Source organism: Methylocystis sp. H62 (genome assembly GCF_015709515.1).
Classification (GTDB): Bacteria; Pseudomonadota; Alphaproteobacteria; order Rhizobiales; family Beijerinckiaceae; genus Methylocystis.
On record NZ_JADNQZ010000052.1, the window covers coordinates 192,778 to 211,240 of the forward strand.

17 protein-coding genes and 1 tRNA gene are annotated in these 18,463 nt (G+C 63.5%); 12 read left to right on the top strand and 6 right to left on the bottom strand.

Going from position 1 to position 18,463, the window contains the following annotated elements; genetic code table 11:
• The first annotated feature begins 91 nt into the window (after nucleotides 1–91).
• From IYY11_RS10795 to IYY11_RS10805, 3 genes are all read left to right on the top strand, one after another.
• Nucleotides 92–466: a hypothetical protein gene (locus IYY11_RS10795; protein WP_196403848.1), complete on the top strand. Its 375-nt coding sequence runs from the start codon at nucleotides 92–94 to the stop codon at nucleotides 464–466.
• A 1,182-nt stretch (nucleotides 467–1,648) separates the two neighbouring features.
• On the top strand, nucleotides 1,649–1,909 hold the full coding sequence (locus IYY11_RS10800; protein ID WP_196403849.1) for a hypothetical protein: 261 nt from the start codon (nucleotides 1,649–1,651) through the stop codon (nucleotides 1,907–1,909).
• A 194-nt stretch (nucleotides 1,910–2,103) separates the two neighbouring features.
• Nucleotides 2,104–2,193 (top strand) — tRNA-Ser (locus IYY11_RS10805).
• A 119-nt stretch (nucleotides 2,194–2,312) separates the two neighbouring features.
• Here IYY11_RS10805 and IYY11_RS10810 read toward each other — a convergent pair.
• Nucleotides 2,313–2,696: a YidH family protein gene (locus IYY11_RS10810; protein ID WP_196403850.1), complete on the bottom strand. Its 384-nt coding sequence runs from the start codon at nucleotides 2,694–2,696 to the stop codon at nucleotides 2,313–2,315.
• A 118-nt stretch (nucleotides 2,697–2,814) separates the two neighbouring features.
• On the opposite strand from IYY11_RS10810, the gene hflK reads away from it, so the two are divergent.
• From hflK to IYY11_RS10825, 3 genes are all read left to right on the top strand, one after another.
• The gene (gene hflK, locus IYY11_RS10815) at nucleotides 2,815–3,954 is read left to right on the top strand and encodes an FtsH protease activity modulator HflK (RefSeq protein WP_246719856.1); all 1,140 of its coding nucleotides are present in this window, start codon (nucleotides 2,815–2,817) and stop codon (nucleotides 3,952–3,954) included.
• A complete protein-coding gene (gene hflC / locus IYY11_RS10820) occupies nucleotides 3,951–4,877 on the top strand; it encodes a protease modulator HflC (RefSeq protein WP_196403851.1) in 927 nt (308 codons plus the stop codon). The genes hflK and hflC overlap by 4 nt, the downstream gene beginning before the upstream one ends.
• Before the next feature lie 64 nt (nucleotides 4,878–4,941).
• The gene (locus IYY11_RS10825; protein ID WP_196403852.1) at nucleotides 4,942–6,429 is read left to right on the top strand and encodes a Do family serine endopeptidase; all 1,488 of its coding nucleotides are present in this window, start codon (nucleotides 4,942–4,944) and stop codon (nucleotides 6,427–6,429) included.
• A 66-nt stretch (nucleotides 6,430–6,495) separates the two neighbouring features.
• Here the strand turns inward: IYY11_RS10825 and serB are convergent, their stop codons facing one another.
• Entirely contained in the window at nucleotides 6,496–7,398 is a 903-nt protein-coding gene (serB, locus tag IYY11_RS10830; protein WP_196403853.1) for a phosphoserine phosphatase SerB, read from the bottom strand.
• A gap of 27 nt (nucleotides 7,399–7,425) precedes the next feature.
• Here serB and miaA point away from each other — a divergent pair, with 27 nt between their 5' ends.
• Nucleotides 7,426–8,367, top strand: a complete 942-nt coding sequence (gene miaA, locus IYY11_RS10835) for a tRNA (adenosine(37)-N6)-dimethylallyltransferase MiaA (protein WP_196403854.1) — start codon at nucleotides 7,426–7,428, stop codon at nucleotides 8,365–8,367.
• Here the strand turns inward: miaA and IYY11_RS10840 are convergent.
• On the bottom strand, nucleotides 8,330–9,154 hold the full coding sequence (locus IYY11_RS10840; protein WP_018408482.1) for an RMD1 family protein: 825 nt from the start codon (nucleotides 9,152–9,154) through the stop codon (nucleotides 8,330–8,332). The two genes, miaA and IYY11_RS10840, sit on opposite strands and share 38 nt — an antisense overlap.
• A 121-nt stretch (nucleotides 9,155–9,275) precedes the next feature.
• Between IYY11_RS10840 and fdxA the strand changes: the two genes are divergently transcribed.
• Together fdxA and IYY11_RS10850 are read left to right on the top strand one after the other, a co-directional pair.
• Nucleotides 9,276–9,614, top strand: a complete 339-nt coding sequence (fdxA, locus tag IYY11_RS10845) for a ferredoxin FdxA (RefSeq protein ID WP_029648218.1) — start codon at nucleotides 9,276–9,278, stop codon at nucleotides 9,612–9,614.
• 671 nt (nucleotides 9,615–10,285) lie between these two features.
• A complete protein-coding gene (locus IYY11_RS10850; protein WP_246719857.1) occupies nucleotides 10,286–11,416 on the top strand; it encodes a CarD family transcriptional regulator in 1,131 nt (376 codons plus the stop codon).
• Between the two features lie 154 nt (nucleotides 11,417–11,570).
• Here the strand turns inward: IYY11_RS10850 and IYY11_RS10855 are convergent, their stop codons facing one another.
• The 3 genes from IYY11_RS10855 to IYY11_RS10865 all read right to left on the bottom strand — a co-directional run bounded on the left by IYY11_RS10855 (nucleotide 11,571) and on the right by IYY11_RS10865 (nucleotide 14,824).
• On the bottom strand, nucleotides 11,571–12,452 hold the full coding sequence (locus IYY11_RS10855; protein ID WP_196403856.1) for an RNA polymerase factor sigma-32: 882 nt from the start codon (nucleotides 12,450–12,452) through the stop codon (nucleotides 11,571–11,573).
• Between the two features lie 118 nt (nucleotides 12,453–12,570).
• Nucleotides 12,571–14,040, bottom strand: a complete 1,470-nt coding sequence (locus tag IYY11_RS10860; protein WP_196403857.1) for a M48 family metalloprotease — start codon at nucleotides 14,038–14,040, stop codon at nucleotides 12,571–12,573.
• Complete coding sequence (locus tag IYY11_RS10865; RefSeq protein WP_246719859.1) at nucleotides 14,018–14,824, bottom strand: thermonuclease family protein; 807 nt, start codon at nucleotides 14,822–14,824, stop codon at nucleotides 14,018–14,020. The genes IYY11_RS10860 and IYY11_RS10865 overlap by 23 nt, the downstream gene beginning before the upstream one ends.
• A gap of 239 nt (nucleotides 14,825–15,063) precedes the next feature.
• Between IYY11_RS10865 and ybgF the strand changes: the two genes are divergently transcribed.
• The 3 genes from ybgF to IYY11_RS10880 form a co-directional block, all read left to right on the top strand.
• On the top strand, nucleotides 15,064–16,050 hold the full coding sequence (gene ybgF, locus IYY11_RS10870) for a tol-pal system protein YbgF (RefSeq protein WP_196403859.1): 987 nt from the start codon (nucleotides 15,064–15,066) through the stop codon (nucleotides 16,048–16,050).
• Between the two features lie 37 nt (nucleotides 16,051–16,087).
• Entirely contained in the window at nucleotides 16,088–17,122 is a 1,035-nt protein-coding gene (gene tilS, locus IYY11_RS10875; protein ID WP_196403860.1) for a tRNA lysidine(34) synthetase TilS, read from the top strand.
• Between the two features lie 177 nt (nucleotides 17,123–17,299).
• A partial coding sequence (locus IYY11_RS10880; RefSeq protein WP_196403861.1) for an ATP-dependent metallopeptidase FtsH/Yme1/Tma family protein occupies nucleotides 17,300–18,463 on the top strand: 1,164 nt, incomplete at its 3' end.

Genomic DNA, 18,463 nt, shown 5'->3' on the forward strand with positions numbered 1-18,463 from the left:
CCGTAATAAGAGCGCCCGCGGCGATTTCCGGTGCGTAAAGGAACGCCGTTACTGCCCCATATGCGTCTTAGGCGCAGCTGCGAGGTCTTACATGCAAAAACTATCGATGATCCAAAAACTGTCGATGATCGCAGCGACGTGCGCGGCCTTGAGTTTGATCTCTGAGAGCGCCGTCGCAGGGGCGATGAGCGCCAATAATTTCGGGCTTCCCTCGAAAGACGTCGCGCTCAAGTGCGCGCCGCTGAACTATTCCGTACATTGCTCGATCTCTATGAGAGCCAATCCGCAATATAGTTCTTATTGCTTCTATGTCGCGGCGGGCCAATCCTATCCTATGAAGACTGACTACCGCTTTGGATTCTACAACAATATCATCAGCATCCATGTCAATGACAGCTCCCCGGTAACCGCTCAGCTAAGGGACCTAAGAACGGGCGCCCGTGCGCGATGTTTTGAGGCCGGGTGATCGGCGCAGTTGCTTCGCGCCGGCGCTGCCGTCCCTTCGCTCGTGAGGCGCCATCCAGGGGCCGCGGCGCAGGGAAGCGGGACATGAGGACCGCGGCGCGTCTCCCATCAACCTCGTTCCTGCCGACTTGTTTTAACCTGTTGCTCTCCGGCTCAGCTCAAACACCGGCTGCTCGCCGACGGCTATAACGTTGTCGTCTGGAACGGCTCCAACCCCGGCGACACGAGTTCCGACGGCTACGCGCGCATCAACGAGGCGTAGCAACCCAATCCAGATCTCGTTCTCGTCGAGTTCGGCGGGAACGACATGCTGGATCGTGTCGACCCGCGCGTCACCTACCGCTATCTCGATGATCGCCGCTTGGTCGGCGAATAGGGCGACACTGTCGCGGCAACATTAGAGACACATTGCAGCAAATCGCCCAAGGCGCGATTCTGCTAAAAAGTCCGGGCGCTCAGAACGTGCGTTAGGCGGCAGGCGCTGCTTCCAAGCGGCGGACGCCTGCCGCCAACTTGGGGCGGGCTCTTCGCAGCCCGCCCTTTTCTCCTGACCGGCGGCTCGACAGCGTCGCCGGCGAAGGTTGGGGAAAGCCGATGCTCGAATTGCAGGATTTTATGTTCAGCGAGGATGATGCGCAGGCGAGACATTACCGCGATGGTCGCTCGTATCATTTTTGGGAAGCGCGCCGCCTCACGGAAGTCATCAGCGTTTACGTCGATCGCACAGCGATACATGACATGTTTGGTCCCGACCCTGGCGAGGGTCGAGAGCGCCTATTGAGATCGCGGGAAAAGACTCAGGAGGCGGCGAACAGAAAATGGCGGCCGGGAGACGACCGGGTCTTTCTTGAGGAGAGTGATTTTTTGATCTCGGCCAAAATTTCGAACTGAATTTAAGGCGAGGCCCGCGACGGGCGTGTTCTCGTCCGACTCGAAACGCTCCGCCTCTACATTCCGACTTTAGGGTGTTCGCGGGACGACGCAGCTGTTTGACCGATGCGCGGGACGCGGCGTGCGCAGGGCGCGCCCACTGACCGCGCAAAACCGATGGCGCAATCCTCGCGGTGAGCGCAAGGCTCGTTCGGAAGGCGAGGCCGGGCTGTCGCCGATCGCGCTTTCCTGTCAGCGCTCTGCTATTATCCCGAGAGCGCGCCAGCGATGCGCCCGGACGATGGAGGGGACGATGCGGAGACTTCAACTGGCGATTCTTCTGCCCTTGACGCCCCTCTGCGTGTCCCCCGCTTCCGCGCAGACCACGGCCGCCGACGTTGTCGCGGCGCATATTCGAAGCCAGGGATCCCCTTGCGATTCGGCGCAAGCCGCAAAGCGCGACCCGCGTGCGTCCAAACCGGACGAGCAGGTCTGGCTGCTGACCTGCACGAACGCCCGCTATCGCGTGCGATTGGTCCCCGACATGGCTGCGGCGGTCGAGCAAATTCATTGAGGTGACGCCGATAGCAAGTCGGCGCCGGCCGCGCTCTGGCGAAGAAAAGCCCTTTGGATTTGTGGTCGCCGGTGGGCGGCTCGCGCGTGATTTGGCCTCCGGGCTCGGGGCGACGCCAAAAAGGCGTTCTCTTGCCATTGCGCCGGGGCTTTGGCATATGTCGTCTGCGCGCCGCGGCATGAATGCGGGCGCATGGAGACGTGGCCGAGAGGCTGAAGGCGACGGTTTGCTAAATCGTTATAGGGGAAACCCTATCGTGGGTTCGAATCCCACCGTCTCCGCCAATCCAGATATTGTTCAGCCGCCTCCGCGCATCGGCGGTTCAAGCAGGCATCGATTCGCGCCCGCGTCGTTCCGCGGACGAACGAGCGCTTCCCTCTCCGCCGCGACATCGACGTGACGCTCACGCGATCGCGAGATAGGCGCTGAACGCGGCGATCGTGAGCAGCAGCACGGCGAGGAAATACAGGCTGACGCGCGTCGCGCGCGCCGTATAGGGCTCGTCGCGCGCGAGCAATCGTGCGGTATGGATAAAACGGATCGTCGAAATGACGATCAGCATGACGCCTGCGCCGATGAGCGCCTCGCCGCCGTAGCGTCCCGCCGGATAATCCAAACGATGGATGTGCGGTCGTATGGCGTCGACGGTCACCGCGCCCGCGATGGTCAACAGGAAGAGATTGAATCGCTCAATGACGAAGCCGAGAGCGATGACTGCAATGCCTGTGCGCACCCAAGCGAGGAAGGTCCGCTCATTGGCCGCGATATTGGTGTAATCGCGAATCATGCCTCTCTCCTCCGCACGAGCGCCAACCGGGCGCGTCATTGCCGCAGCGCCGGCGAATGCCTATAACATTGCCAAACGCGGCGCGAGCGCCGCCCCATTCCTCTTTATGCGAGACGACATGCCCTGGAGCGATCAAGGCGGGCCGCGCAATCAGAATAACAATCCGTGGGGTCAGCCCGGAGGTCCCTGGGGACAAGGCTCCGGCGGGCAGCCGCCGGACCTCGAAGAGATGCTGCGCCGTAGCCAGGAAGGCTTGAAAAAGGTTCTGCCGAGCGGATTCGGCGGACGCGGGCTCGCGATACTTGTGCTGGTCGCCGTGCTCGCATGGCTGCTCTCCGGGCTTTACACCGTCGGACCCAACGAGATCGGCCTCAACCTGATCTTCGGCAAATATATGGGAAAGACTCAGGCGGGCCTGAACTACAATCTTCCGGGTCCGATCGGATCCGTTGTCAAGCTGGCGGTTACCGACCGTAACATCACCGACGTCGGTTTTCGCGAAGAGCCTAGCGTCGTCTCGGATGGGCGTCGCCGTGGGTCGGTCTCCGCGCCTCGAGGCCCCGAAGCGCCCGAAGAAAGCCTGATGCTGACCGGCGACGAGAACATCGCCGACGTCAAGTTTCGCGTCATCTGGCAAATTGATCCCGCGAAGCCGGAAGATTACGCCTTCAACGTCGCCAATCAGCCAGGGACAGTGAAGGCCGTGGCCGAAAGCGCCATGCGCGAGATCGTCGGCCAGACGCAAATTCAAAAGATTCTGACCGCCGATCGCAAGTTGATCGAGCCCGCCAGTCAGGCGTTGATGCAGAAGGTGCTCGAGGACTATCACGCCGGGGTGCTGGTGCTGCAGGTGCTCTTGCTTTCGGTCGATCCGCCGCAGCAGGTGATCGCGGCTTTTCGCGACGTGACCGCCGCCCAGCAGGATTTGCAGCGTCTCGGCAACGAGGCGGAAGCTTACGCCAATCGTGTCGTTCCGGAAGCGCGCGGCGGCGCCGCCCGCATTCTGCAGGAGGCCGAGGCCTACCGCGAACAGATCGTCGCAGAGGCGCGTGGCCAGGCGTCGCGATTTGAGCAGATTTACGCTCAATATAAAAACGCGCCCACGATCACCCGCCAGCGTCTCTATCTTGAAACCATGGAGCGTGTGCTGGGCGGCTCGGAGAAAATCATTCTCGACGATCCATCGAAAGCCGGCGGCGGCGTGACGCCTTTCGTGCCGCTGCCCGCGTTTACGCCCTTCCAAGGAGGCCGCAAATGAGGTCTGGCCTTCTCTTCGCGCTCGCCGTCGCGCTGCTTATCGGCGTCATCGCCGTCGGCGGAGCCCTATTCACCGTTTCCCAAACCGAACAAGCGGTGGTGTTGCGATTTGGCGAACCCGTGCCCGGCCGAGGGCTCATTACCGAGCCCGGCCTCCACTTCAAATTTCCGCTTGTCGAAAATGTCGTCACCTTCGACAACCGCATTCTCGACGTTGAGAGCCCGAATCTGGAAGTTCTCGCCGCCGACAATCAGCGTCTCGAGGTCGACAGCTTCATCCGCTATCGCATCGTCGACGCGCTGCGGTTCTATCAGACTGTCAACAGCGTCATGGGCGCGAACAATCAGCTTGGTTCGGTGTTGAACTCCGCCGTACGACGCGTGCTGAGCGAAGCCAACCAGCAGCAGATCGTGCGCGACGAGCGCGCCGGGCTGATGGTGAAGATCAAGGAGCAGGCGGACCGCGAGGCGCGTAAGTTCGGGGTGCAGGTCGTCGACGCGCGCATTCGACGCGTCGATCTCCCGCAGCAGATCTCCGAAAAGGTTTTCGGGCGCATGCAGACCGAGCGCCAGCGCGAGGCCGCCGAATATCGCGCGCAAGGTTCGGAACAGGCGCAAAAAATCACCGCCAGGGCCGACCGCGACGTCGTCGTGCTGAAAGCCGAAGCGCAACAAAAGGCCGACCAGATGAAGGGCGAAGGCGACGCCGAGCGCAACCGCATCTTCGCCGAGGCTTTTGGCCGGGATCCCGACTTCTTCGCTTTCTATCGGTCGATGCAAGCCTATGAGAGCGCGTTCAAGCCGGGGGAGACGCGATTCTTGATCAGTCCGCGTTCTGAATTCTTCCGTTTTTTCTCAGCTCCGGAGGCGAGCGCCGTGCTGAGCGCGGACCAATCGGAACCGGAGCGAAACCAAAAAAAGTGACCCGCAAGCGCGTGCGTTGAGCCGCGCCCGCGGATATCTTGTCCCTCGACAGGAGACATAACGTATGACGTCCGCACTTCGTCGCGCCGCGAGAACGATCCTCGCGACCGCGCCAGTACTCTACTTCTTCATCGCTCCGGCGCAGGCGAAAGGTCCCGATTCGCTTTCGGAACTCTCCGCCCAGGTCTCGGACGCCGTGGTCAATATTTCCGCCACTACGGTGGATGCGAAACGCAGCTCCCGGAACGAAGGCCCCAACCTGCCGCCCGGAGTTGGACCGGGCGCGCCCTTCGACGATCTTTTCGAGGAGTTCTTCCGGCGGCGCGGCCAGGGAATGCCGGAACTGCCGCGTCAGCGCAGATCAAGTTCGCTGGGCTCCGGTTTCGTGATTGATCCCTCCGGCATCGTGATCACCAACAACCATGTCATCGCCGACGCCAATGAGGTGACGGTGATCCTCAACGATGGTCAGAAGCTCAAGGCGGAAGTCCTGGGCAAAGATCAGAAAGTGGACGTTGCGGTTCTAAGGGTAAAGCCGGAAAAACCGCTGAAGGCGGTGAAGTTCGGCGACAGCGACAAGGCGAAGGTGGGCGACTGGGTGCTCGCCGTCGGCAACCCGTTCGGACTCGGCGGATCGGTGACGGCCGGCATCGTTTCGGCGCGCAACCGCAACATCGATAGCGGTCCATACGACAACTACATTCAGACCGACGCCTCCATCAACAAGGGGAATTCCGGCGGACCGCTGTTCAACATGGACGGCGAAGTCATCGGCATCAACACCGCCATCCTGTCTCCATCCGGCGGCTCGGTCGGCATCGGTTTCGCGACGCCGGCCAATACAGTTGAGCCCGTCATCGTGCAGTTGCAGCAATTCGGCGAGACCCGCCGCGGCTGGCTCGGCGTCCGAATTCAGAACATCGACGACGCCATTGCCGATACGCTCAATCTCGGCGCGACGCGCGGCGCGCTCGTCGCCGGCGTCGACGACAAGGGACCCTCCAAGCCGGCGGGGCTGAAGGTGGGCGACGTGATCGTCAAATTCGACGGCAAGCCGATCAAGGAGTCGCGCGACCTGCCGAAACTCGTCGCCGCGACCCCGGTGGGCAAGGATGTCGAACTCGTCGTCGTGCGCAGCGGCAAGGAGCAGACCAAGATCGTCAAGCTCGGTCGCCTCGAGGACGGAGAGAAGGTCGCGTCGAAGGACGGCGACGACAAGGAGAAGCCCGAAAGCAGTGGGGATGGATCCTCGCAGAGCGTGCTTGGGCTGGAACTGTCGCGTCTCTCTGATGCGTTGAGGTCGCGCTATCAGATCAAGGACACCGTTAAGGGCGGCGTTGTCATCACCGCCGTCGATCCTCGCTCGGAGGCGGCGGAGAAACGCCTGCAGGCGGGCGAGGTGCTGCTTGAGGTCAATCAAGAAGCGGTGAGCGACCCGGCGGACGTGCTCAAGAAAATCAAGACCCTGAAAGGCGCGGGCAAGAAAACTGCGCTGCTGATCGTCGCGAACGGCCAAGGCGACGCGCATTTCGTCGCATTGCCGGTGGAGTGACCTAGCCCTCTTCCGCCCCTGTGGCGGGAGAGGGATACAGGGCGGGAGGGAGAAGGAGGGAGGCTGTCAGTCGACAAACTCCTCGTGTCTATACCCCTGCGCATACAGCAGCGCCGTCAGATCGGCATGATTTACGCGCGCACCCGCCGCCTGCGCCACTTTCGGCTTGGCGTGAAAGGCGACGCCGAGACCCGCCTCGCCCAGCATGCCAAGATCATTGGCGCCGTCCCCGATCGCCAGCGTCGCCTCCCGCGACAGCCCTCGCGCCTCGCGCAATTCGACGAGGGCCGCGCGCTTGGCTTCGCTTCCCAGGATCGGCGCGACGACCGCGCCGATCAGCGCGCCGTCAGCAATTTCGAGGCGATTGGCGCGCGCCTCATGAAAGCCGATGCGCTCAGCGACGGGCTCAGTGAATTGCGTGAAGCCGCCCGACACGAGCGCGGTATGGGCGCCATGCGCCCGCATGGTGCGCACAAGCTGTCGCGCGCCGGGCGTCAGCGTGATTCGCGTCAGCAGGGTTTCGACCTGAGCCAGAGTCACGCCCGCAAGCAGCGCGACCCGCTCCCGCAAGGCGCCCTCGAACGCGACCTCGCCGCGCATGGCGCGCTCGGTGATCGCCGCGACATGCTCGCGCAAGCCGACGAGGTCAGCGAGCTCGTCGATGCACTCTTGCCCGATCATGGTCGAATCCATGTCGGCGACCAGCAGTTTCTTGCGCCGGCCCGTCGTCGGCTGAACGATGACGTCGATCGGATCGTCCGCGACCGCCACCTGCAGCCGCGCGCGCAAGTCGGCAAGGTCATGCCCCGCCCCCGACAGAAACGCGTCAACGGCATGATCGGGCGCGAGCCAATCACGCGCGGCGTCGATCAATCCAGAGTCGTAGAGCGCGCCCGACACCGCGCGTTCGTTCAGCGCCGCGTCCCGTCCGGCGACGAAGGTCGCGACGTAATGAATCGGCTTTGACATCTCCACCGTTTCAGCGGCAATAGCGCCATGCGCGCACGCGCCATTCTCATTGCAGGTCCAACCGCTTCGGGCAAGTCCGCGCTCGCGCTCGAATTCGCGCGCCGCCGGCGCGGCGCAATCGTCAACGCCGATTCGATGCAGGTCTATCGCGACCTGCGGATCGTCACCGCGCGCCCGACGATCGAGGAGGAAGCCGCCGCGCCGCATCTTCTCTTTGGCCACGTCGATGCGGCGACGAACTATTCCGTCGGACGCTGGCTCGAGGATCTCGCCGGCGTTCTACGCGACCTCGATGCGCGCGAATTGACGCCGATTCTCGTCGGCGGCACGGGAATGTATTTCAGGGCGGCGCTTTACGGACTTTCAGACATTCCGGCCGTGCCCGGCGACGTGCGCGACGCGATGCGCGCCTGGGCGCAGGACAAGACCCCGCAGCAGCTTCATGCCGAACTCGCCGCGCGCGACCCGGCGACGGCCGCCGTGCTGCGCAAAACCGATCCGCAGCGGCTGTTGCGGGCTTTGGAAGTCCTGGAGGCGACAGGCAAGCCGCTCGTTTCCTTTCAGGGTCCGCGCGGCCTGCCGATTCTGCAGGCGTCAGAATGCGCGGCCTTTTTTCTTGCGCCCGAGCGCGAGACGCTTTACGCGCGCATCGACGCGCGCTTTGAGAGGATGACGCAAACGGGCGCGCTCGACGAGGTCGCGGCGCTCAAAGCGCGCGGGCTCGATCCGTCGCTGCCGGCGATGCGCGCGCATGGCGTGTCCCACCTCATCGCTTATCTCGAGGGACGACTGACGCTTGCAGAAGCGATTTTGCGCAGTCAGCTCGATACGCGCCGTTACGCCAAGCGTCAGTTCACCTTCGCGCGACACCAGCTCCCGAATTTCGAATGGATTGCTGGCGAAACGCCGCTGCGCGACGTCGAAGACGCGCTCAGCTCATGCGCGCCACCCACATCTGGAACAGGGTGAGGACGATCTCCATCGCGATCAATATGATGATCGTCCACTCCAGCCGAACCGAGCGCGCCGCGTCGATGAGATCGGTCAGCGCGCGGGCGGTCTCGCCAATCACATCGATCTTGGCGTTGAGCGTGCGGGCCCGCGGCGTAAGTTCGTACTCATCCTCGAGACGCGCATAGAGCCTTTCGAGGTCAGGCCGATCCCAAAGCACATCCGGCTTGTCGTCGACGGCGACGCGGCCTGAAACGCGGTGCCGCACGAGCAGTGTCTGGCCCATGAGCTCCAACATGGATTTGCGCTTCCATGGCGGGCTGCCCCTCGCCGCAAGTTCCGCGGCGAAAGGCTCGATCGTGTCGAAAACAGCGTTAACGCGCCGCTCGTCACGCCCCAGGGCGACGCTTTTCGCCAAGACGTCGGCGATCACCAGCAACCGCGCTTCGGAAAGGTCCTTTACCGCGAGGCGTCCGTCCGGCAGCGCCTTCTCCTCGCCGTCGGGAGTCGCTTCGATGATCAACGTCTCGTCGTCGCCCCGCGACGCGCCCGCAACGCGAAGGCCGATCTTTTGGACGATCTCATCCTCCTCCAGCGGCGAAAGGCCGAAGAGAACGGCGACCCCGAAGCGGTAGAGCACGGCGAATCCGCTCTGCCCGGCGTGAAACGCGAGAGGCGCCGTGGAAACGAGATCCGCTCGTTCGAGCCCGTCGGTGTCGATCCGCTCGCCAAGCAGCAGGGCGCGCGCCGTCAGCGCCTGCCGGCTGATGGCGGTCGTCGCGGGCGAATTTATCGTTTCGACCATTTGCTGACCTTGTGGGTTACACGCGCAATTATAACTCTGACGCGCGTCCCCGTTCTGCTCGCCTTGCGTGACGCTGGCAAAAAAGCTAGCAAGCGGCAAGGTCGCGGGAGAGATCACCCTTATGACTTATGTCGTCACGGAAAACTGCATCAAGTGCAAGTATATGGACTGTGTTGAAGTGTGTCCGGTGGACTGTTTCTACGAAGGCGAGAATATGCTGGTGATCCATCCGGACGAGTGCATCGACTGCGGCGTCTGCGAACCCGAGTGCCCGGCTAACGCCATCAAGCCTGATACGGAAGAGAATTTGGAGCAGTGGCTGCAGCTTAACGCCGAGATGGCGCAAAACTGGCCCAACATTACTATCAAGCGGGAGCCGCCCTCTGACGCCAAGGAATGGGACGGCAAGCCGGCCAAATTCGAGCAGTTCTTTTCGCCGGAGGCTGGCGAGGGGGACTGAACGGCGTTCATCGCTCGTCTGGCGCCCAACTTGCGAAACCCTTGCGCATGATGAGTTTCCACATCCTTAATTAATCTAAAACATTAGGGCTGATAATAAGTTAGCGTAGTTTGCGGTCTCAGCGCAGGCGCCGCTCGCGCGCATATGCCTTTGATTTTCACGTGTGGGCGTGTTATAAATCACACACTAAATGCACGCCTTGTCGAAGGGGCGATGCGGCGCCAGTCACCGTCTCGCGACAAATTCGAAAGCCTCTCTTTCTCGAGGGCCGGCCCGTTGGCCGGCTGTTGGGTATGCGGCGCTAGCAAGGTTTCCAATAGCCGCCTTCGCGGCGCCGCCGTGGCTTTTTCGCCGGCGGCATGCGCGAGTCGTTAGGCAGCGATGGTCCCGTCTCCACAGCGGGACAGCATAGGAGTAGCCCGCGTATGCCCTCCAACAAAACCGAGAAAAAGTCGCTTGCGACTGCCTCCACCGCAGCAGCGCGCGGCAAGGGCTCGGCCGCTGGCTCCAAGACGGTTGCTAAGCGAGCCGTCAAGAGCGGCGCAACGAAAAAGAGTTCGACCTCAAAGAAGCCGGCCAACCGCGCCGCCTCGGCAGGTAAGCCCACGCGCGCCGCCGCCGCTTCGAGCCGCAAAGCAAGCGCAAAAACCTCCGCAAAAACCGCGAGAACGATGACAGCCAAAACAACGACGACGAAATCGAAATCAGCTGCAAAAGACAAAACCGCCAAGACCCCGGCGCGCGCCACGGCGACGCGTCGGACAGCGACGAGCGCGCGCAGCGTTGCCCGCGCCTCTGCCGCTAAGCCGGCGGCGAAGTCGAGCGCCAAGACTGCGGTTGCAGGCAAGACTGCGGTCGCGGGCAAGACTGCGGTCGCGGCTAAGAGCGCGCCGAAGCGCGCCGTGGCGGCGAAGGCGGCCAAAACGGCGGTGGAAAAGGTGAGCGCCAGCGCAAAGACGCCGGCGGCGAACCCTGTCGCGCCCAAGACCGCGGCGGCGAAGATCGCCGAAGCGACGCCGGCGGCAGCGGCCAAGCAGCCAGCGGCCAGGCCCGTCGAGCAGAAGCTGGCGGCGCCTGTCGCGCCCGTGGCCGTAAGTCCGCGCCCCCTCGTAGAGGCGGAGCCAAAATCCGTCGTGGAGACGGTTGCGCCCCTGGCGACTTCTCAGGAGTCGGCGGCGCCCGGCATCGGCGCACGCCCGGGCATACCCGTCAGGCCGAAGCCCGCGGCGCCCTCCGCCAAGCCTGGCTTCAAGCTCAACGAATACATCGTCTATCCCGCGCACGGCGTCGGACAGATCGTCGGCGTGGAGACGCAAGAGGTCGCGGGCTTCAGCCTGGAACTCTTTGTCGTGAGCTTCATCAAGGACAAGATGACCCTCAAAGTGCCCACCAGCAAAGTCGTCAGCGTCGGTATGCGCAAGCTCGCCGATACGGCCGTCGTTGACAGGGCGCTGCAAACGCTGAGCGGCCGCGCGCGCGTCAAGCGCACCATGTGGTCGCGCCGCGCTCAAGAATATGAGGCGAAGATCAACTCCGGCGATCTCATCACCATCGCCGAGGTGGTTCGCGACCTGTACCGGTCCGATACGCAGCCCGAGCAGTCATACTCGGAACGCCAGCTTTACGAGGCCGCCTTGGACCGCATGGCGCGGGAAGTCGCCGCCGTGCGCAAGCTCATCGATTCGGAATCGCTGAAGTTGATCGAGTCCTTTCTGCTAAAGGGCCCTCGTCGCGGGCCGAAGGCGGAGGGGGACGCGGGCGATGATGGCGGGGATGAAGCTGACGTGGACCGAGCCGCTTAGAGCGCTTTCCGATCACATGGCGTCATGTGATCGAACGGAAGCGTTCAAAATAAAATGTTAGAGCAGGTTCTCATCGAAAAAGTCTGCCAACTTTTCGGAACCTGCTCTAAATCAGGCAACAAAAAACCCCGGAAGCCACTTCCGGGGTTTTTTCTTACGCTCTTGCCGGCTCATCGGGCGTCGCCGACTCCTGCATCCGCGACAGCGCGCGCCTCAACTTGATCAGCGCGCGACTTTCGATCTGCCGCACCCTCTCCTTGGAAATGCCAAGGCGGTCGCCCAGCGTCTCCAGCGTCACCAGATTTTCCGCCAGCCGACGCTCGCGCACGATGCGCAACTCGCGTTCGGAGAGAATCGCCAGCGCATCTTTGAGCCATCGCGCGCGCCGATCCGAATCCAGAGTCTCCTCGACGACCTCGTCGGGGAGCGGCTTCTGGTCGACAAGAAAATCCATCCTCTGCGCGGAGCCGGATGTATCGTCGTCGACGAGTTGGGCGTTCAGAGAAACGTCGGAACCCGAGAGACGCGAATCCATCATCTCCACGTCAGCTCGCGAAACGCCGATCGCGTTTGCGATCGCCTGATAAGTGTCGACTGAACTCGCGCCGTGATTTTCGCGCGCCAACCGCGCACGCAACCGACGCAAATTGAAGAACAGCGCCTTTTGCGACGAACTTGTTCCGCCCCGCACGATCGACCAGTTGCGCAACACGTAATCCTGGATCGACGCTCTGATCCACCATGTCGCGTAGGTGGAGAAGCGTACGTCTCGCTCCGGCGCGAATCGGGCCGCGGCCTCCAAGAGTCCGACGTGACCTTCCTGGACAAGATCCGAGAGCGGCAATCCGTAATGTCTGAACTTCGCCGAAAGCGCGATGACGAGGCGCATATGTGCGGCGGCGAGCTTATGAAGCGCTCGAGCGTCGCCGCGCTCGCGCCACGCGATGGCAAGCTGCTTTTCTTCTTCGCGCTCTAAAAACGGCGCCTCTGCCGCAGCCTTAATTAATTCGCGCCCCAGTCCAGGCATATAAGCCATGACGCCCTCCATACGCGGCTATCCGCCACTAATGGTGGGAGTCCGCGCGCCAAGATTTCCCTTGTTGGAATAACCGTCAGGCGCTGGAGTTGTTCCCAAAGGGAGCAAAAACCGAGTTTCACTCGGTTACGATTTTGTAATGTTCGCCGGGGGTGAGGGCGTCGCCGGCGGACAGCCCGTTGAGCAGCAAAAAATGTTCGGCTGGCCGGTTCGGAACCACCATCCGTGCGGCCATCGTTTCGATCGTGTCGCCCGGGGCGGCGACGGCCACCGCAATCTTCAAGGGCCGCGCGTCAGTGGTTTCATCTGGGCCGAGCCGGCGGAAGGATCTGATCGACTCCATGAAGAGCGCGTCGGCCTGGTCGGTCAATGTGCGCGCTGCGAAAATCAGGCGGTAGAGAAACTCACCCGACCGGATCACCGCCAGCCGGAAATTCCACTCCCCCGCCCGAGCGACAGCGATGACGGCGGGAAGCCCGTTGATGTCCATCTTGCGCACGGAGGAAGGAAGCAGGCCGTCGACCCAGCCGGAGCCGACATAGGCTTCGAGATTCTCGTCCGATGGCGGGCGCACGCTGTCGAGCCGCAAGGCTTCATTGTCGGCTTCGCGCACCCCGAATACCGCTTCGTTGGAATTTTCCAGAAGAAAGCCCTCGGGCGCGGTGAAGGCGAAGCGCAGTCGCGGATGGGTGAATTTGCGGTCGCGAACATAGCCTTCCATGGGATCGTCGCCGAACGCGACGCCCTTGATGGCCTCGAGATAGCCGCTGCGGTCGGCGACGCCGATTCCTGGCGCTCCGATTTGTCGCGCCGCAGCAACTGCTTTTGTGATGCGGTCGGGAGTGGAGGGATGCGTCGACGTAATGTCGAAGTCGAGCGACTTCTTCTTTCCGTAAAGCGCCGCGCGCAAATCCGAGGACCGACCCAGCGCCGTCAGGAAGCGCGAAGCGCCATACGGGTCGAAGCCGGCTCTGGCGATGACGCGGACGCCGGCGGCATCGGCGTCGAGTTCCTGCTGACGGGAGAAACTCGCGACGGAGAGCCGCTGACTGGAACGCACCTCGTCGCCTTTCTGGCGGTTCTGAATCACCGCCGCGGCCTGCGAGATGATCGCCGCCTCACGCTCGCGTTCGGCGCGGAGCGCGCTGTGACGTAGCGAGACATGGGCAATTTCATGCGCCATCACCGCCGCCGCCTCCGAAGCGTCGCCGGCAAGCGCCAGCAGTCCGCGCGTGACGTAAAGATTGCCGGAGGGCAGCGCGAAGGCGTTGACGACCGGCGTATTGAGAATTGTCACCTTGTAGGTTGGCTGGCCGGGCGTTTCGCTGACGCTGGCGAGCTTGGCGAGAATGCCATCAAGGTAATGCTCTGCGCCCGGAGCCTCATATTCGCCGCCGAATTGAGCGACGAGCTCCTTATGCTGAACCGTGCTCCGGTTATCGGTTCGCGGACCAGCCGGCCGCGTGGGCGGCAATGGAACGCTAAAAAGCTGTCCTTGCCGCTCGAGCTCCGCGCAGCCGCCGATCGCCAAGCCGACGACAGCCAGCAGGGAGAGCGCCGTCCGCCTAACGAGAGGGGAAGCCGTCAACAAACTCGATCTCGGCTGGCGTAGCGATTTCGATGCGAGCCCCGGTCTCAATAAGTCCTCGTACGCGCGCTCGCCGCCCGACGAGCGAGCGGGGCTCGATTTGCCCGAACACAGCCAAATTGCGTCGCAGAATCACGACGGTGAAGCTATCGCGCCATTTGTCGCCAAAATTAAGGTAAAAAGCGCGCCGCGACTCGCCGACCGAGCGGATGGCGCCGACAACGACCATCATTCCCTTACGCCGCTTCAGATCATCCACTGCGCCGGGCGCCGAGACGTCGATCGGGCGGAACTCCGGCCGCGACCAGAGTCCGACGCCCCCTTCCCGCGCCGGGGCTTCGGCGGCCAGATACGCCTTGGCGCAGGCGGCGGCCGTCGGATCCGGACGAAAGCGCGCCTCGCCAGCCGAGAGCAGCGCGGCCGCCACAGACGTGAGGGGCGCCGCATCGCCGCCGTCGGCCGGGCTTGCGTAAATCCTCGCTGGCGCCCTGCCCCAGCGGTCCAATGTCGCAACAGCGCCCAGGAATATGTCTCGGCCGGCGAGCCACGACGACAGGCGGCTGCGGATGGCGGCGCGCAGCTCCGCCATTTCCGGCGGCGGAAAGTCGAGGCCCGCGAGAGCAGCGCGGCGGCCGTCATCGAGCAGCAGTTCGAAGTCCTCATCGACGGCGGCGACGGTCGCAGGAACGGCGCCCTCGAGCGAGCATTCGCCGGTTTCGGCGGCCGGCGGAAGCGGCTCGGCGCAGGACGGCCAAGCCGTGGCCACAAACGAGGCCACCGCCATTCTTTGAACCCAAATGAGACCGAACGACCGCATCGCCTAATTTTAGCCGAATGGGCGCCTATGGTAAGGCGCTGTCACGCTGCGTCGATTGAGCGACGCCCTTAGAGCGCTTCTCGACCACACGGAATCATGTGATCTAAGGAACCGCCCAAATTCGCAATGCTGGAGCAGGTTCTCGCCGAAAAAGTCTGTCAGCTTTTTTGGAACCTGCTTTAGCGCAAGTCTCGGCCTTCGCGACCATGTTCACACGCTACGCCCTCATCTTCGCCCTTCCCTTATTTGCGGCGGGCGCCGCTCAGGCGCTTGACGTCTACGGGGATCCTCGGCCCGAGGCCGACCTCCGCCATGCTCAAAACTACAATGTTCCGCCTTCGGATATTTATGAAAGTCCCGAGGCTGGACCGGGGTCGGGTGCGGCGGCGATGCGGATCGATCGGTTGGAGCGCGAGCTACGCCGTTTGACCGGACAGAACGAGGAGCTGCAGCATAGGGTGCAGCTATTGGAAGAGCAGCTGCGCGCCGCAAAGCCCGAGCCGCACTCGGAGGCTGCGCCGCATGGGCCGACGGTTCCATCGAGCGTGGCGCAGACGGCGCCCGAGTCGAGCGCGAACGCCGGCAAGCGCGGCGACGCCTTTGATCCCTCGACACAGCCGTCTGCGCCGGGCGCGCCGCGGCCGCTCGGCACCACCGCTCCGTCAGCGCCGCTCGAAAGCGCCTCGCGAACAACGGGCTCGGTGACGACGGCCCCTGTGCGCGAAGCAGGCCAGCCGCTGGATATCGCCCACGGCCGCCTTGTTGGCGACCAGCCGGCGCCCGCGGAGATCGCCGCCGCGCCGCCAATCGCCGGGCCCAAGGAGCAGTATGATGAGGCGGTGGGCGCGTTGCGCGCCGGCAAATATGAGGAAGCCGAGAGGTCGCTCTCGACGTTTCTATCGAAGAACGGCAAGAGCAAGCTCGCCGCCGCCGCGACATTCAACCTGGGCGAGAGCTTCTTTTTGCGCGGACGGCACCGCGAGGCGGCCGAAAGATATTTAGAAATCTCGACGAAATACGGCGACTCCGCGCAGGCGCCGGAAGCGCTGTTGCGGCTTGGCCAATCGCTGAGCGCAATGGGCGCGAAGGAGCAGGCGTGCGCCTCCTATTCCGAGATCAACGTCAAATTTCCCAAGGCGGCGACGCGAGTCCGCGAAGCGGCTCAACGCGAAAGCAAAAAAATTCAATGCTAGCCGTCCGCGCTGCGGTCGGCGCTCCTACGGCCTAGGCGTGCCGCGCACGGAGGCGGAAGATATCGCCGCCATCGACGACGTCTCGCTCGAGGGACGTCGTGAAAACGCGCTCGAACTCCTTGCGCCCTACCCCTCCTTGCTGCTCGCGGTTTCCGGCGGGCCCGACTCCGTCGCCTTGATGCTGCTTTGCGCGGAGTGGTCTTTGCGGTCGTCGCGCCACATCGCCGTGGCGACGGTCGATCATGGCTTGCGCAAAGATGCGCGCGCGGAGGCTGAAGAGGTCGGCCGCTGGGCGCGCGCCTTGGGCTACGATCACCATTTGTTGACGTGGGAGGGAGAGAAGCCCTCGTCGCGCCTCCAGGAGCGCGCGCGGCGCGCGCGATACGCGCTGCTGAGCGCCTGCGCGCAGCGCATCGGCGCATCAGCCATCGTGCTTGCGCATCACTCGGAGGACCAGGCCGAAACGATCCTGTTTCGTCTGACGCGCGGCTCCGGCGTCGCCGGGCTTGCCGGCATGGCGCGCGTCGCACGTTGCGCAGACATCACGCTCCTGCGGCCGCTGCTCGACTTTCGCAAAGAGGCGTTGGAGGCGGTCTGCGCGCGCGCAGATCAACCGTTCTTTCGCGATCCGTCCAATGAAGACGAAACCTTCGCGCGCGTGCGGCTGCGCAGGCTGTCGCCCATGCTCGCCGCGCAGGGACTCGATCGAGACGCGCTTCTGCGGCTTGGATCGCGTGCGGCGCGCGCCGATGCCGCGCTGGCGCATTGCGCCGCCCAAATGCTGACGCGCGCGCTGCAGCGGAACGAAGCGTCATGTATTGAGCTCGACGCTGCGATGCTGTGCGAAGCGCCGCTGGAAATTCTTCAACGCGTGCTCGCAAGCGCGATCCTGCGTGTCGCGCCCGCGGCTGTGCTTCGTCTCGAACGCTTGGAGCGCGCCAGCGCGCGAGTGGCCGCCGCGCTGGCTGCGCACGGATCAGTCCGAATGACGCTTGCCGATGTCTCAATTGAAGCGAATGGCGGACGAATCCGGCTGCGTCCGGCGCCGCCTCGCCGCTCAAGCTTGACTTAGCAAATTTGGCTTTCGCGGGACGAACTTGTCCGAAACGGCCAAGTCGGCGCGCACGACGCTTGGATTCACGGGCTTTTCCGAGACTTGGCAACGCGTCCTGGTGCGCCTAAATTAAGCACATGACCGGAGCGCTTCGGGGGATAAGCCCGACCGAGCGGCTCCCGACAGGCTTCCCACATGAACCCACACTTCAGAAACCTCGCGCTCTGGGCAATCATCGGGTTGCTCGTGGTTGCGCTTGTCATGCTGTTTCAGCAGCCTGGCCAGCGCACGCCGATCCGCGACATTTCATATAGCGAACTGCTGACGCAGATCGATCAGGGCCGCGTTCACGACGTGACGATCGCGGGCAACGAGGTCGTCGGCCACTTCAACGACAATCGGCCGTTTACGACCTATGCGCCGGACGACGCCAATCTCGTGCCGCGGCTGCAAGCCAAGAACGTCTCCATCAGCGCCAAGCCGAACAATGAAGGCGGCAGCTTTTTGATGACGCTTCTTCTCAACGCGCTGCCGCTCGTCGCATTCCTCGCGGTTTGGATTTTCCTTTCGCGGCAGATGCAGGGCGGCGCAGGCCGCGCGATGGGCTTTGGCAAATCGAAAGCGAAACTGCTGACGGAGACGCAAGGGCGCGTCACCTTCGAGGACGTTGCCGGCGTCGACGAAGCCAAGGAGGATCTGCAGGAGATCGTCGAATTCCTGCGCGATCCGCAGAAGTTCCAGCGGCTCGGCGGGCGCATTCCGCGCGGCGTGCTGCTGGTGGGACCGCCCGGCACCGGCAAGACGCTGCTGGCGCGCGCCATCGCCGGCGAGGCGGGGGTGCCGTTCTTCTCGATCTCGGGCTCCGACTTCGTCGAAATGTTCGTCGGCGTCGGCGCCTCGCGCGTGCGCGACATGTTCGAACAGGCGAAGAAGAACGCGCCCTGCATCATCTTCGTCGACGAGATCGACGCGGTCGGCCGCCATCGCGGCGCCGGCCTGGGCGGCGGCAATGACGAGCGCGAGCAGACGCTGAATCAGCTGCTCGTCGAGATGGACGGCTTCGAGGCGAATGAGGGCATCATCCTGATCGCCGCGACCAACCGCCCGGACGTGCTCGATCCGGCGCTCATGCGTCCGGGCCGGTTCGACCGGCAGATCCAGGTGCCGAACCCGGATTTCATCGGCCGCGAGAAGATCCTCAAGGTTCACGCCCGCAAGGTGCCTTTGGCGCCGGACGTGGATTTGAAGATCGTCGCGCGCGGCACGCCGGGGTTCTCGGGCGCCGATCTGATGAATCTTGTCAACGAGGCGGCGCTGCTCGCGGCGCGGCGCTCGAAGCGGATCGTCACGAAACAGGAG

Bases quoted from the DNA above. Each gene is read 5' to 3' on its own strand.
- serB (WP_196403853.1), bottom strand. From the start codon at position 7,398: ATGTCAAAGCCGATTCATTACGTCGCGACCTTCGTCGCCGGACGGGAC.
- fdxA (WP_029648218.1), top strand. From the start codon at position 9,276: ATGACTTATGTCGTCACGGAAAACTGCATCAAGTGCAAGTATATGGAC.
- hflK (WP_246719856.1), top strand. From the start codon at position 2,815: ATGCCCTGGAGCGATCAAGGCGGGCCGCGCAATCAGAATAACAATCCG.
- IYY11_RS10850 (WP_246719857.1), top strand. From the start codon at position 10,286: ATGACAGCCAAAACAACGACGACGAAATCGAAATCAGCTGCAAAAGAC.
- IYY11_RS10825 (WP_196403852.1), top strand. From the start codon at position 4,942: ATGACGTCCGCACTTCGTCGCGCCGCGAGAACGATCCTCGCGACCGCG.
- hflC (WP_196403851.1), top strand. From the start codon at position 3,951: ATGAGGTCTGGCCTTCTCTTCGCGCTCGCCGTCGCGCTGCTTATCGGC.
- IYY11_RS10800 (WP_196403849.1), top strand. From the start codon at position 1,649: ATGCGGAGACTTCAACTGGCGATTCTTCTGCCCTTGACGCCCCTCTGC.
- ybgF (WP_196403859.1), top strand. From the start codon at position 15,064: ATGTTCACACGCTACGCCCTCATCTTCGCCCTTCCCTTATTTGCGGCG.
- miaA (WP_196403854.1), top strand. From the start codon at position 7,426: ATGCGCGCACGCGCCATTCTCATTGCAGGTCCAACCGCTTCGGGCAAG.
- IYY11_RS10855 (WP_196403856.1), bottom strand. From the start codon at position 12,452: ATGGCTTATATGCCTGGACTGGGGCGCGAATTAATTAAGGCTGCGGCA.
- IYY11_RS10840 (WP_018408482.1), bottom strand. From the start codon at position 9,154: ATGGTCGAAACGATAAATTCGCCCGCGACGACCGCCATCAGCCGGCAG.
- IYY11_RS10865 (WP_246719859.1), bottom strand. From the start codon at position 14,824: ATGGCGGTGGCCTCGTTTGTGGCCACGGCTTGGCCGTCCTGCGCCGAG.
- IYY11_RS10810 (WP_196403850.1), bottom strand. From the start codon at position 2,696: ATGATTCGCGATTACACCAATATCGCGGCCAATGAGCGGACCTTCCTC.
- IYY11_RS10795 (WP_196403848.1), top strand. From the start codon at position 92: ATGCAAAAACTATCGATGATCCAAAAACTGTCGATGATCGCAGCGACG.